This is a genomic window from Streptomyces sp. NPDC007157, assembly GCF_040634235.1.
Classification (GTDB): Bacteria; Actinomycetota; Actinomycetes; order Streptomycetales; family Streptomycetaceae; genus Streptomyces.
Map to the genome: position 1 here is coordinate 193,660 of NZ_JBEYFE010000009.1, position 12,982 is coordinate 206,641.

A 12,982-nucleotide genomic window follows, 5' to 3' on the forward strand; every position below is an offset into this window, starting at 1 on the left:
CATGCCGCCGGTGCCCTTCTCCTCGTACCCGCGGGCGCCCGGCCCGCTCTCGGCCGGGGGGGGGCGACGGCCCATACCCACCCTCACCAACCCACTCCTCACCCGCTCTCCGGCGGGCAGCAGTGCGCGCACCCTCACCCCACTACGCCGGCAGCGCCGGAAGCACGGCTTCCGCGAAGAGGCGTAGGCTGCGCCAGCCCTCCTCCACCGGCATGCCGCCCGCAAGGGGGTGCAGGACCAGGTTGTCCAGGCCGGCCGCCACGCACTCCTCCGGCGTGAGGATGCGGTAGACGCCCTCCGCGCGGAGTTCCTCCACCGTCGTGGCCGACGACCGCACGGCCGAGTGGATGTCCCCGGACTGCCAGGACGCGTAGGTCCGGGCCTCGTGCAGGAAGTGCTCCCCGTACCGCGCCCACGCCCGGTCCGGGTCCTCGGCGATGTGCAGCAGCGGCGTCTCCGCCGTGGGCATCATCGTCCAGCCCTCCGTGCCGTACTCGGTGAGCTTCTCCTTGTAGTACGCCTCCAGCTCCGGCAGATGCGCGCTGGGGAAGAACGGCAGGCCGAGCCGGGCGGCGCGGCGGGCGGCGGCCTGGGAGGAGCCGCCGACCAGCAGCAGCGGGTGCGGATCGGTGAAGGGGCGCGGTGTGACCCGTACCGTACGGCCCCGGTAGACGAACTCCTCCCCGGTCCACGCCTTGAGCACCGTCTCCAGCACCTCGTCCTGCAGCCGCCCCCGCCGCTTCCACTCCACGTCGAACAGGGCGTACTCCTCCGGCCGGTAGCCGATCCCGGCCACCGTCACCAGCCGCCCCCCGCTGAGCAGGTCGAGGACCGCGATGTCCTCCGCCAGCCGCAGCGGGTCGTGCAGCGGGCCGATCACCGCCGACACGGTCACCGCGATGTTCCGCGTCGCCCCGAACACCGCGCCCGCGAAGGCGAACGGCGACGGCAGCCAGTTGTTGTCGACCCCGTGGTGTTCCTCGGTCTGGACCGTGGTGACCCCGTGCTCGTCGGCGTACCCGGCCATCTCCACGGCGGCCCGGTATCGGGCGCCCAGGGAGGCGGAGTCGGCCCCGGGCTCTACGAGGTTGAAGCGAACGACCGAGACGGACATGGGAGTTCCCCTTCACCTTGGCCGGGCGGGTGTGCGGGGACACTAGCTGACGGTACGTCAGACAGCCAGAGGTGCGCGCTCCCCGGCCGCCGCCGGTACCACCGTCGGCTTCGGCAGCACCGCGTACAGCAGGCCCGAGACCACGATCGTCGCGATCCAGCCCAGCCCGTACCGGCCGACGGGGTTGTTCGCGGCGAACGGGCCGGTGAACCAGTCGGACCTGGTGAACAGGGACCCGGCCAGCAGGCCGAGCGCCCAGGCGGTGACGGCGGCGGGGGAGAAGCCCGCCCGGTACCAGTAGGCACTGCTGCGGCTGGTGTCGAGGAGCGCCGTGGCGTCGTACTCCCGCCGCCGGAGCATGTCGACCCCGAACACGCCCACCCACGCCGAGAACGCCACCGCCAGCAGGGACAGGAAGGCGATGAACGAGCCCATGAACGAGGTCGCCGCCAGCATCAGCACCCCGCCGAGGACCAGCGAGATCACCGCGTTGACCGAGACCGCCCAGTGGCGGGGGAGCCGGAAGCCGAGCGTCTGCGCGGTGAAGCCCGCCGAGTACATCGACATCGCGTTGATCAGGAGCATGCCGACCAGGGCGATGAGCAGGTAGGGGACCGCGAGCCACAGCGGGAGGATCTCGCCGAGGAAGGAGACCGGGTCGCTCGCCTTGGCCAGGTCCGGCACGCCGGACGCCACCACCGCACCCATCAGGACCATGGGGAGGACGACGATCAGGGCGCCGCCGACCGTGTTGCGTACGATCGCCGCCGAGGACGCCGTGCCCGGCAGGTACCGCGTGAAGTCCGGCGAGGCCGGCGCCCAGCTCATCCCGCCCGCCGCGATCAGCCCGACTCCGGTGATCATCGCCGCCGTGGGACCGGCGGGCTGCCCGAGCACCCTGCTCCAGTCCGTCACCGCGATCAGACGGCCGAGCACCAGCAGGGTGAAGGCGCCGAACAGCCAGGTCGCCCACCGGTTGCAGCGTCGCACCGCCCTGATGCCCATGCCCGAGATCACGAACGTGGTGATCACGAAGAACAGCAGGGTGACGATGATCAGGGCGGTGTTGCTCCTGATCCCGAAGAGGATGTCCAGGACCGTCAGCAGCGCATAGGCGCCGGTCACCGCATTGATCGTCTCCCAGCCCCAGCGCGCCACCCAGATCAGCGCGCCGGGCAGCAGATTGCCGCGCTGTCCGAAGACCGCGCGGGACAGGGCCATGCCCGGTGCGCCACCCCGTTTGCCGGCGATGCCGACCAGCCCGACCAGGCCGTACGACACGATCGGCGCGGCGGTGCCGACCCCCAGGGCCTGCCAGAAGTTCAGTCCGAACGAGACCGCCAGGCTCGCGCCCACGGTGAGCAGCAGGACGCTGATGTTGGCGGCGATCCAGGTGGGGAGCAGCCCGCGGGGTGTCGCGGTGCGCTCGGAGTCGGGGACCGGTTCGAGGCCCCGGGTTTCGAGGCCGTGATGCTCCAGCGACTCTTCCAGATGTTCGAGGGCGCCATCGTGGTGGGCGGTGGTGCTCATGAGCAGTCATCGTACTTTAGTCTGACGAATACCCCTAAAGAGGGCATGCCGATTCGGAGGATCGTCCAGAAACTCCCTCGCGAGGGAACAAAGTCGTGCCCGGGGGAGGGATGGATACTGGACGGGTTATGGAAACCGTCATCCTTGCTGTAGTCATCGCCGTGGTCGTGCTCGGCGCGCTCGGCGGGCTGGTCATCGGCAGCCGGCGCAAGAAGTCGCTGCCCCCGCCGCCCCCCTCCGCGCCCGACATCACCGCACCCCCGGCCGAGCCGCACGTCGGCGACGAGGCCGAGACGCCGCGCGACGAACCGCGCCGGACGATAGAGGAGGTCGACCTTCCCGACGGCTCGGCTCCCGTCGTCGTCGAAGAGCCCCCGGCTCCCGAGATCGAGATCCCCGAGCCCACGGCCGGCCGTCTGGTCCGGCTGCGCGCCCGGCTCTCCCGATCCCAGAACGCGCTCGGCAAGGGGCTGCTCACGCTGCTCTCGCGCGAGCACCTCGACGAGGACACCTGGGAGGAGGTCGAGGACATCCTGCTCACCGCCGACGTCGGTGTGCAGCCCACCACCGAGCTGGTCGAACAGCTGCGCGAGCGTGTCAAGGTGCTCGGCACCCGTACCCCCGACGAGCTGCGCGGGCTGCTGCGCGAGGAGCTGCTCAAGCTGGTCGGCACCGAGGCCGACCGCGAGGTGAAGACCGAGCCCGCCGACCGCAAGCCCGGCATCGTGATGGTCGTCGGCGTGAACGGCACCGGCAAGACCACCACCACCGGCAAGCTCGCGCGCGTGCTCGTCGCCGACGGCCGTACGGTCGTCCTCGGCGCCGCCGACACCTTCCGGGCCGCCGCCGCCGACCAGCTCCAGACCTGGGGCGAGCGGGTCGGCGCCTACACCGTGCGCGGGCCGGAGGGCGGCGACCCCGCCTCCGTCGCCTTCGACGCGGTGAAGGAGGGCAAGGAGATGGGGGTGGATGTCGTGCTGATCGACACCGCCGGGCGTCTTCATACCAAGACCGGGCTCATGGACGAGCTCGGCAAGGTCAAGCGGGTCGTCGAGAAGCACGCCCCGTTGGACGAGGTGCTGCTCGTCCTGGACGCCACCACCGGCCAGAACGGCCTGGTCCAGGCCCGGGTGTTCGCCGAGGTCGTCGACATCACCGGCATCGTGCTCACCAAGCTGGACGGCACCGCCAAGGGTGGCATCGTGATCGCGGTCCAGCGCGAACTGGGCGTGCCCGTCAAGCTCATCGGTCTCGGAGAGGGCGCGGACGACCTGGCGCCGTTCGAGCCGGAGGCGTTCGTTGACGCCCTTATCGGGGAGTAGCGGGCGGGTGGACTCACCTCCCGCCGATGCGAGCGGCGCCCGTCCCCACGATGCAGTCGGGGACGGGCGCCGCTGCTTTTGCGCTCCTGGACCGGCGCCGCTCTCGGGCGGTGCTGCGATGGCCGGGCGGGAAAGGGAAGAGCCCCTGCATGGTGCGGATGCGAGGGGGCTCTCCGCTGTCGCCGGCCGGGCGGCTACGCCCGCGACCGGTGCGCCACGTACGCCAGGGTCCCCAGCAGCAGCCTCGCCGCCGGTGGCTTGGTCGCCGAGTCCAGGGCCGGCGGCCGTAGCCAGCGCACCGGGCCCAGGCCGCCCCGGTCGGACGGCGGCGCGGTGATGTGCGTACCCGGGCCGAGGCCGCGCAGGTCCAGGGAGGTCGGGTCGTCCCAGCCCATGCGGTAGAGCGCTTCGGGGAGTTCGGCGGCGGCGCCGGGGGCGACGAAGAAGTGCGCGCGGCCCTCGGGGGTGACGCTGACCGGACCGAGCGGCAGCCCCATGCGCTCCAGGCGGACCAGGGCGCGGCGCCCGGCGGGTTCGGCGACCTCGATCACGTCGAACGCGCGGCCGACCGGCAGCATCACCGCCGCGCCCGGGAGCTCGCCCCAGGCCTTGGTGACTTCGTCGAGCGTGGCCCCGGCGAGCACCTGGGGCGCGAAGTCCAGCGGATGCGCTCCCGGCGCGGGGCAGTCGGTGTGCCCGCACGAGCACGCGCCGGCCGCGGCCCGGGCCCCCGGGACCACGTCCCAGCCCCACAGACCGGTGAACTCGGCGACGGCGGTGCAATCCGATGAACGACCGCGCCGGCGCGTGCCGGAGCGGATCTCGCGAATGCCGCCGATCGTGAAGCCCATGCCCCCTCCAACGGGTCCGGCGCGCCGGTGGTTACGACACGGAGCGAGACGGAAACGGAACGTGACGCTAGGGCTCCGCTTTCCCTCGCGTGCGCAAGGTCAAGGCGGCGCCTGGAAGTGCTGCCGGTGGTGCACCTGGGGCTGTGCGCCCCCGAATGCATCGCTCCGCCTACTCCCGGCCGTCCTATGTCAAGTGAATCGCGCCGAGGCCATCGTGAGTTCATTCGAAGGGGTGGCGAATGGTGGCGTTTCCGGGATCGCCATGGCTGGAGCAGTGATCGTAGGATTACTTTGAGTGCACGAGGCCTGGGGGCACATGCACTCGTGGGTATGCCGGAGGCAACTCGGTATCCCGTTCGAAGGGTGAGAACTGCGGGCGGTCGGCCGTATTTACCGGCATTCTGATAGGGCTTGGCGCATCCGGCAACAAGTGGTCTCAGGGATGGGGGCGTTCCAGTGGGCGGCAACGGCGGAAGCGGGACGACCGCGGCCAGTACGGACAAGCGCCCCAATGAGCTGCTCAACTCGTGGTTCGTGCGCAGTGGCTGGTCCAAGGGCGAGCTGGCGCGGCAAGTGAACCGCAGAGCACGCCAGTTGGGTGCCAACCACATCTCGACCGACACGTCGAGGGTGCGCCGCTGGCTCGACGGGGAGAACCCGCGCGAGCCGATCCCGAGGATCCTCTCCGAGCTGTTCTCCGAGCGCTTCGGCTGTGTCGTCTCGGTCGAGGACCTCGGTCTGCGGGCCGCCCGCCAGTCGCCCTCGGCGACCGGCGTCGACCTGCCCTGGACGGGCCCGCAGACGGTGGCCCTGCTCAGCGAGTTCTCGCGCAGTGACCTGATGCTGGCGCGGCGCGGCTTCCTCGGAACCTCGCTGATCCTGTCGGCGGGCCCGTCCCTCATCGAGCCCATGCAGCGCTGGCTCGTCCCCTCACCCACCGCCTTGCCGCGGGCCTCCGAGTCGGTGGCCGACTCCCGCCGCCCGGGCCGCCTTTCCAGGCCGGAGCTGGAGCTCCTGGAGTCCACCACGGTGATGTTCCGCCAGTGGGACGCCCAGTGCGGCGGCGGCCTGCGCCGCAAGGCGGTCGTCGGCCAGTTGCACGAGGTCACCGACCTGCTCCAGGAACCCCAGCCCGAGACCACCACCCGCAAGCTCTTCCAGGTCGCCGCCGAACTGGCCGAGCTGGCCGGGTGGATGTCGTACGACGTCGGGCTCCAGCCCACCGCCCAGAAGTACTTCGTGCTCGCCCTGCACGCGGCCAAGGAGGCCGGCGACAAGCCGCTGGGCTCGTACGTCCTCTCCAGCATGAGCCGCCAGATGATCCACCTCGGCCGGCCCGACGACGCACTGGAGCTGATCCACCTCGCCCAGTACGGCAGCCGGGACTGCGCGAGCCCGCGCACCCAGTCGATGCTGTATGCGATGGAGGCCCGCGCCTACGCCAACATGGGCCAGCCCGGGAAGTGCAAGCGCGCGGTCCGGATGGCCGAGGACACCTTCTCCGAGGCCGACGAGTGGGACGATCCGGACCCGGACTGGATCCGCTTCTTCTCCGAGGCCGAGCTCTACGGCGAGAACAGCCACTCCTTCCGCGACCTGGCCTACGTCGCCGGCCGCAGCCCCACCTACGCCTCCCTGGCCGAGCCCCTGATGCAGCGGGCCGTGGAGCTGTTCGCCAAGGACTCCGAGCACCAGCGGTCGTACGCACTGAACCTCATCGGCATGGCCACCGTGCACCTGCTGCGGGGCGAGCCCGAGCAGAGCACGGTTCTGGCCTCCGAGGCCATGGGCATCGCCAAGAAGGTGCGCTCGGAGCGCGTGAACACTCGTATTCGAAAGACGGTGGACGCGGCCGTCCGTGACCACGGCGATCTCGCCGCGGTCGTCGACCTCACCGAACAGCTCGCCGTCGACCTGCCGGAGACCGCCGAGGCGGTCTGAACCCGGCCCACCCCAGACCCCGGCCGCGGCCGGCCCTCCCGAACTGCCGACTCGGCTCCCCCACGCCAGGTCATCGGAAGGCCGCCGCGGCCGGTTCTCTCCGCCCGGGAGAAGGTTGCGCCACGATAACGATCCCGCAGCCCGGTATCCCGCGGTTCATCGACGCGTAACACGCAGGGCGTCTTCGTCACTCCGGCGAAACAACGAGGGGCAACGACCGAAACCGCGCTGCGCCAATCTCATGGCGCATAACCGGCCCACCCCCCGCTTGACCGGACCGCTCTCAGGCATCGCCCGCACCCTGGGCCGTACCAATCGACGAGGAGACGCCGATGGCACCAGCCATCATGCTTGCCGCGGAGGCACCGAAGCTGTCCTCCGCGAACACAGGCTTCATGCTCATCTGTTCCGCCCTGGTGCTGCTCATGACGCCGGGACTCGCCTTCTTCTACGGAGGCATGGTCCGCGTCAAGAGCACCCTGAACATGCTGATGATGAGCTTCGTCAGCATCGGGATCGTCACCATCCTGTGGGTCCTCTACGGCTTCTCCCTTGCCTTCGGCTCCAGCAACGGCTTCATCGGCTTCAACTCCGACTGGCTGGGGATGAGCAACGTCGGCCTGACGGAGCTCTGGGACGGCTACACGATCCCGATCTTCGTCTTCATGGTCTTCCAGATGATGTTCGCGGTCATCACGCCGGCCCTGATAAGCGGCGCCATCGCGGACCGCGTCAAGTTCTCGGCCTGGGCGCTCTTCGTCGCCCTGTGGCTCACGATCGTCTACGTCCCGGTCGCGCACTGGGTCTGGGGCGCCGACGGCTGGGCCTACAAGCTCGGTGTGATCGACTTCGCCGGTGGTACCGCGGTCCACATCAACGCCGGTGCCGGCGCCCTCGGCGTGATCCTGGTCATCGGCAAGCGGGTCGGCTTCAAGAAGGACCCGATGCGCCCGCACAGCCTCCCGCTGGTCATGCTCGGCGCCGGTCTGCTGTGGTTCGGCTGGTTCGGCTTCAACGCGGGCTCGTGGCTCGGCAACGACGACGGCGTGGGCGCGCTGATGTTCGTCAACACGCAGGTCGCCACCGCCGCCGCCATGCTGGCCTGGCTCGCCTACGAGAAGATCCGCCACGGCGCGTTCACCACGCTGGGCGCCGCCTCCGGCGCGGTCGCCGGTCTGGTCGCGATCACCCCGTCCGGTGGTGCGGTCTCCCCGCTCGGCGCGATCGCCGTCGGCGTCATCGCCGGTGTCGCCTGTGCCGCGGCCGTCGGACTGAAGTTCAGGTTCGGCTACGACGACTCCCTGGACGTCGTCGGCGTCCACATGGTCGGCGGCATCATCGGCTCCCTGCTCATCGGCTTCTTCGCCACCGGCAAGGGCCAGTCCGCCGCGACCGGCGTCTTCTACGGCGACCACTCCTTCACCCAGCTGTGGAAGCAGTTCGCCGGTGTCGGCGCGGTCCTCGCCTACTCCCTGATCGCCTCCGCCGTCCTCGCCTTCCTCCTCGACAAGACCATCGGTATGCGGGTCTCCGAGGACGACGAGGTCTCCGGCATCGACCAGGCCGAGCACGCCGAGACTGCATACGACTTCAGCGGGGCGGGCGGCGGTGTCCTCGGCACCGTCTCCGCCGCGGCTCTGGCCGGCACGAGCAAGAAGGTGGACGCATGAAGCTCATCACCGCCGTCGTGAAGCCCCACCGGCTCGACGAGATCAAGGAGGCCCTGCAGGCCTTCGGCGTCCACGGCCTCACGGTCACCGAGGCCAGCGGCTACGGTCGGCAGCGCGGCCACACCGAGGTCTACCGTGGTGCCGAGTACACGGTCGACCTGGTGCCCAAGATCCGTATCGAGGTGCTGGCCGAGGACGAGGACGCCGAGCAGCTGATCGACGTCGTCGTCAAGGCCGCCCGCACCGGCAAGATCGGTGACGGCAAGGTCTGGTCCCTCCCGGTCGAGACCGCCGTTCGGGTCCGTACGGGCGAGCGCGGACCGGACGCACTGTAGAACAGAACCATCTGAATACAGTCAGGAGTCGCTGGGTGACGGGCACGGAAGTTCGGAACGACGCAGAGAACACGGGACCCAGCGGCTACGCGGCGGCCCGGCTGCGCCTCCTCACCGAGGGGGCGCGGTCCGGGCCGCCGCGCCGTACCGCCCTCGCCGAACTCACGGACGGCTGGCTGACCGGCCTGTTCGCGGCGGCCACCGAGGGCATCAAGAACGGCGTCTCCCTGGTCGCCGTCGGTGGCTACGGCCGCGGCGAGCTCTCGCCACGCAGCGACCTGGACCTCCTGCTGCTGCACGACGGCGGCGACTCCGGCGCGGTGGCCGCCGTCGCCGACCGGCTCTGGTACCCCGTCTGGGACCTGGGCCTGGCCCTGGACCACTCCGTGCGCACGCCCGCCGAGGCCCGCAAGACCGCCGGTGAGGACCTCAAGGTCCAGCTGGGCCTGCTCGACGCCCGCCACATCGTCGGCGACCTGGGCCTGACCTCTGGACTGCGCACCGCGATCCTCGCCGACTGGCGCAACCAGGCGCCCAAACGCCTTCCCGAACTCCAGGAGCTCTGCCTCGAGCGCGCCGAACGCCACGGCGAGCTGCAGTACCTCCTGGAGCCGGACCTGAAGGAGGCCCGCGGCGGGCTGCGGGACGCCACCACGCTGCGCGCCGTCGCCGCCTCCTGGCTGGCCGACGCCCCGCGCGAGGGCCTCGCCGACGCCCGCCGGCGCCTGCTCGACGTCCGGGACGCCCTGCACCTCGCGACGGGGCGCGCCACCGACCGCCTCGCGCTGCAGGAGCAGGACCAGGTGGCGGCCGAACTGGACCTCCTCGACGCCGACACCCTGCTGCGCCAGGTCTACGAGTCCGCGCGGGTCATTTCGTACGCCAGTGATGTCACCTGGCGTGAAGTGGGGCGCGTGCTGCGTTCGCGCGCCGTGCGGCCGCGGCTGCGCGCCATGCTGGGCGGCGGCAAGCCGGTCGCCGAGCGCTCCCCGCTCGCCGAAGGGGTGGTGGAGCAGGACGGCGAGGTGGTGCTCGCCCGCGCCGCGCGCCCCGAACGCGACCCCGTGCTCCCGTTGCGCGCCGCGGCCGCCGCCGCGCAGGCCGGCCTCCCGCTCTCCCTGCACGCCGTACGGCGCATGGCCGCCACCGCGCGCCCCCTGCCCACGCCCTGGCCCGCCGAGGCGCGCGAGCAACTGGTCACGCTCCTCGGTTCCGGCCGCCCGACCGTCGACGTCTGGGAGGCGCTGGAGGCGGAGGGTCTGATCACCCGGCTGCTGCCCGACTGGGAGCGGGTCCGCTGCCGGCCGCAGCGCAACGCCGTGCACATCTGGACCGTCGACCGGCACCTCATCGAGACGGCCGTTCGCGCCTCCGAGTTCGCCCGCCGTGTCCACCGTCCCGACCTGCTCCTGGTCGCCGCGCTGCTGCACGACATCGGCAAGGGCTGGCCGGGGGACCACTCGGTGGCCGGCGAGATCATCGCCAAGGACGTGGCGGCCAGGATCGGCTTCGACCGCACGGACGTGGCGGTCCTGTCGACGCTCGTACGACACCACCTGCTGCTCATCGAGACCGCCACCCGGCGCGACCTGGAGGACCCGGCCACGGTCCGGCTGGTCGCCGAGGCGGTCGGCAGCCAGGGCACCCTGGAGCTGCTGCACGCCCTCACCGAGGCGGACGCCCTGGCCACCGGCCCGGCCGCCTGGTCGTCCTGGCGGGGCTCGCTCGTCGCCGACCTGGTCAAGCGGGTCTCGGCGGTCCTCGCCGGGGACAGCGCCGACGAGCCCGAGCCCGGCGCGCCCACGGCCGAACAGGAGCGACTGGCCATCGAGGCCTTCCGCACCGGCGGCCCGGTGCTGTCGCTGCGGGCCCAGACCGAACCCGCGGCGACGGAGGACGAGCCGTCCGGCGATCCCGAGCCGCTCGGTGTGGAACTGATCATCGCCGTACCGGACCAGCCGGGCGTCCTCCCGGCCGTCGCCGGCGTCCTGGCCATGCACCGCCTCGCCGTCCGCACCGCCGAGCTGCGCTCCCTCCAGCTGCCCGACGACGTCGACGACGGCACCGTCCTGCTCCTGGACTGGCGCGTCGCCGCCGAGTACGGCTCCCTGCCCCAGGCGGCCCGCCTCCGCGCCGACCTGGTCCGGGCCCTGGACGGCTCCCTGGACATCGCCGGACGCCTCGCGGAGCGGGACGCGGCCTACCCGAGGCGCCGGGGCTGGGTGGCCCCGCCGCCGCGCGTGACGGTTGCCTCGGCGGCGTCCCGGCACGCCACGGTGATCGAGGCACGGGTCCAGGACGCACCCGGGCTGCTGTACCGGATCGGGCGGGCGCTGGAGGACGCCGGGGTACGGGTGCGCAGCGCGCATGTCAGTACGCTCGGGTCGAACGTCGTCGACGCCTTCTACGTGACCGGCACCGACCACGCGCCGCTGCCCGCGGAGGAGGCGAGCTCGGTGGCGCGCAAGCTGGAGGAGACGCTGAGGGCCTGACCGCACGGTTGTGCAAGGCGGGGACCACTTCCTTGCGCGGCCGGATACCCTGGAAGACGCTCACCGCCCCCGACTCCGAGGACCGACGCCGCCGTGTTCGACACTCTCTCCGATCGCCTTTCAGCGACCTTCAAGAATCTGCGCGGCAAAGGGCGTCTGAGCGAAGCGGACATCGACGCCACGGCCCGCGAGATCCGCATCGCGCTCCTCGAAGCCGACGTGGCCCTCCCGGTCGTCCGCACGTTCATCAAGAACGTCAAGGAGCGGGCGCTCGGCTCCGAGGTCTCCAAGGCCCTGAACCCGGCCCAGCAGGTCCTGAAGATCGTCAACGACGAGCTGGTCACGATCCTCGGCGGCGAGACCCGGCGGCTGCGCTTCGCCAAGCAGCCGCCCACCGTCATCATGCTCGCCGGTCTCCAGGGTGCCGGTAAGACCACCCTCGCGGGCAAGCTCGGCCACTGGCTCAAGGGGCAGGGCCACTCCCCGCTCCTGGTCGCCGCCGACCTGCAGCGCCCCAACGCCGTCAACCAGCTCAGCGTCGTCGCCGAGCGCGCCGGGGTCGCCGTCTACGCGCCCGAGCCGGGCAACGGCGTCGGCGACCCGGTCAAGGTCGCCAAGGACTCCATCGAGTTCGCCAAGCAGAAGGTCCACGACATCGTGATCGTGGACACCGCCGGCCGCCTCGGCATCGACCAGGAACTGATGCGGCAGGCCGCCGACATCCGGGACGCGGTCAGCCCCGACGAGATCCTCTTCGTCGTCGACGCGATGATCGGCCAGGACGCCGTCACCACCGCCGAGGCCTTCCGCGACGGTGTCGGCTTCGACGGTGTCGTCCTGTCCAAGCTCGACGGTGACGCCCGCGGTGGTGCCGCGCTCTCCATCCGCCAGGTCACCGGCAAGCCGATCATGTTCGCCTCGAACGGCGAGAAGCTCGACGACTTCGACGCCTTCCACCCGGACCGGATGGCTTCCCGCATCCTCGACATGGGTGACCTGCTCACCCTGATCGAGCAGGCGGAGAAGACGTTCAGCCAGGAAGAGGCCGAGAAGATGGCCTCCAAGCTGGCGTCCAAGAAGGGCCAGGACTTCACCCTGGATGACTTCCTGGCCCAGATGGAGCAGGTCAGGAAGATGGGCAGCATCTCCAAGCTGCTCGGCATGCTGCCCGGCATGGGCCAGATCAAGGACCAGATCAACAACCTGGACGAGCGGGACGTCGACCGCACCGCCGCGATCATCAAGTCGATGACCCCGGGCGAGCGCCAGGACCCGAACATCATCAACGGCTCCCGTCGCGCCCGCATCGCCAAGGGTTCCGGTGTCGAGGTCAGCGCGGTGAAGGGGCTCGTCGAGCGGTTCTTCGAGGCCCGCAAGATGATGTCCCGCATGGCCCAGGGCGGCGGCATGCCGGGCATGCCCGGGATCCCGGGCATGGGCGGCGGCCCCGGCCGTACCAAGAAGCAGCCGAAGCAGGCCAAGGGCAAGCAGCGTTCCGGCAACCCGATGAAGCGCAAGCAGCAGGAGCTGGAGGAGGCCCAGCGCCGCGAGGCGGCCGCCCAGGGCGGCAACGCCTTCGGGGTGCCGCAGCAGGGCGCCCAGGACTTCGAGCTGCCGGACGAGTTCAAGAAGTTCATGGGCTGACGTTCCACGGGCCGACGTTCCATGGGCTGAAGTTCATGGGAGTTCAAGGGCCGAATTCACCTGTGCGCGTGCCAGGGGTTGGT

The 12,982-nt window shown here is 71.1% G+C and carries 9 protein-coding genes; 6 read left to right on the forward strand and 3 right to left on the reverse strand.

The window, feature by feature from the left end:
* Positions 1–142: 142 nt before the first annotated feature.
* Positions 143–1,114: an LLM class flavin-dependent oxidoreductase gene (locus ABZ642_RS18980; RefSeq protein WP_360484844.1), complete on the reverse strand. Its 972-nt coding sequence runs from the start codon at positions 1,112–1,114 to the stop codon at positions 143–145.
* A gap of 57 nt (positions 1,115–1,171) precedes the next feature.
* Complete coding sequence (locus tag ABZ642_RS18985) at positions 1,172–2,644, reverse strand: cytosine permease (RefSeq protein ID WP_360484847.1); 1,473 nt, start codon at positions 2,642–2,644, stop codon at positions 1,172–1,174.
* A gap of 128 nt (positions 2,645–2,772) precedes the next feature.
* Between ABZ642_RS18985 and ftsY the strand changes: the two genes are divergently transcribed.
* The gene (gene ftsY / locus ABZ642_RS18990; protein ID WP_360484850.1) at positions 2,773–3,966 is read left to right on the forward strand and encodes a signal recognition particle-docking protein FtsY; all 1,194 of its coding nucleotides are present in this window, start codon (positions 2,773–2,775) and stop codon (positions 3,964–3,966) included.
* Positions 3,967–4,160: 194 nt separating this feature from the next.
* On the opposite strand, the gene ABZ642_RS18995 is transcribed toward ftsY, so the two are convergent.
* Positions 4,161–4,817 (reverse strand): bifunctional DNA primase/polymerase, encoded by a 657-nt coding sequence (locus ABZ642_RS18995; protein ID WP_360484853.1) that lies wholly within the window; start codon positions 4,815–4,817, stop codon positions 4,161–4,163.
* 456 nt (positions 4,818–5,273) lie between these two features.
* On the opposite strand from ABZ642_RS18995, the gene ABZ642_RS19000 reads away from it, so the two are divergent.
* The 5 genes from ABZ642_RS19000 (at position 5,274) to ffh (ending at position 12,899) form a co-directional block, all read left to right on the forward strand.
* The gene (locus ABZ642_RS19000; RefSeq protein WP_360484856.1) at positions 5,274–6,758 is read left to right on the forward strand and encodes a hypothetical protein; all 1,485 of its coding nucleotides are present in this window, start codon (positions 5,274–5,276) and stop codon (positions 6,756–6,758) included.
* A 332-nt stretch (positions 6,759–7,090) separates the two neighbouring features.
* Positions 7,091–8,428 (forward strand): ammonium transporter, encoded by a 1,338-nt coding sequence (locus ABZ642_RS19005; RefSeq protein ID WP_360484859.1) that lies wholly within the window; start codon positions 7,091–7,093, stop codon positions 8,426–8,428.
* Positions 8,425–8,763 carry a P-II family nitrogen regulator gene (locus tag ABZ642_RS19010; protein WP_329414046.1) on the forward strand — a complete coding sequence of 113 codons (339 nt, stop codon included), beginning with the start codon at positions 8,425–8,427 and terminating at the stop codon, positions 8,761–8,763. Before ABZ642_RS19005 ends, ABZ642_RS19010 begins: the two co-directional genes overlap by 4 nt.
* A 35-nt stretch (positions 8,764–8,798) precedes the next feature.
* Positions 8,799–11,255, forward strand: coding sequence for a [protein-PII] uridylyltransferase (locus ABZ642_RS19015; RefSeq protein WP_360484863.1), 2,457 nt, complete (start codon positions 8,799–8,801; stop codon positions 11,253–11,255).
* 93 nt (positions 11,256–11,348) lie between these two features.
* Positions 11,349–12,899 (forward strand): signal recognition particle protein, encoded by a 1,551-nt coding sequence (gene ffh / locus ABZ642_RS19020; RefSeq protein ID WP_360484866.1) that lies wholly within the window; start codon positions 11,349–11,351, stop codon positions 12,897–12,899.
* The last annotated feature ends 83 nt before the right edge of the window (positions 12,900–12,982 follow it).

Bases quoted from the DNA above. Each gene is read 5' to 3' on its own strand.
- ABZ642_RS18980 (WP_360484844.1), bottom strand. From the start codon at position 1,114: ATGTCCGTCTCGGTCGTTCGCTTCAACCTCGTAGAGCCCGGGGCCGAC.
- ABZ642_RS18985 (WP_360484847.1), bottom strand. From the start codon at position 2,644: ATGAGCACCACCGCCCACCACGATGGCGCCCTCGAACATCTGGAAGAG.
- ftsY (WP_360484850.1), top strand. From the start codon at position 2,773: ATGGAAACCGTCATCCTTGCTGTAGTCATCGCCGTGGTCGTGCTCGGC.
- ABZ642_RS18995 (WP_360484853.1), bottom strand. From the start codon at position 4,817: ATGGGCTTCACGATCGGCGGCATTCGCGAGATCCGCTCCGGCACGCGC.
- ABZ642_RS19005 (WP_360484859.1), top strand. From the start codon at position 7,091: ATGGCACCAGCCATCATGCTTGCCGCGGAGGCACCGAAGCTGTCCTCC.
- ABZ642_RS19010 (WP_329414046.1), top strand. From the start codon at position 8,425: ATGAAGCTCATCACCGCCGTCGTGAAGCCCCACCGGCTCGACGAGATC.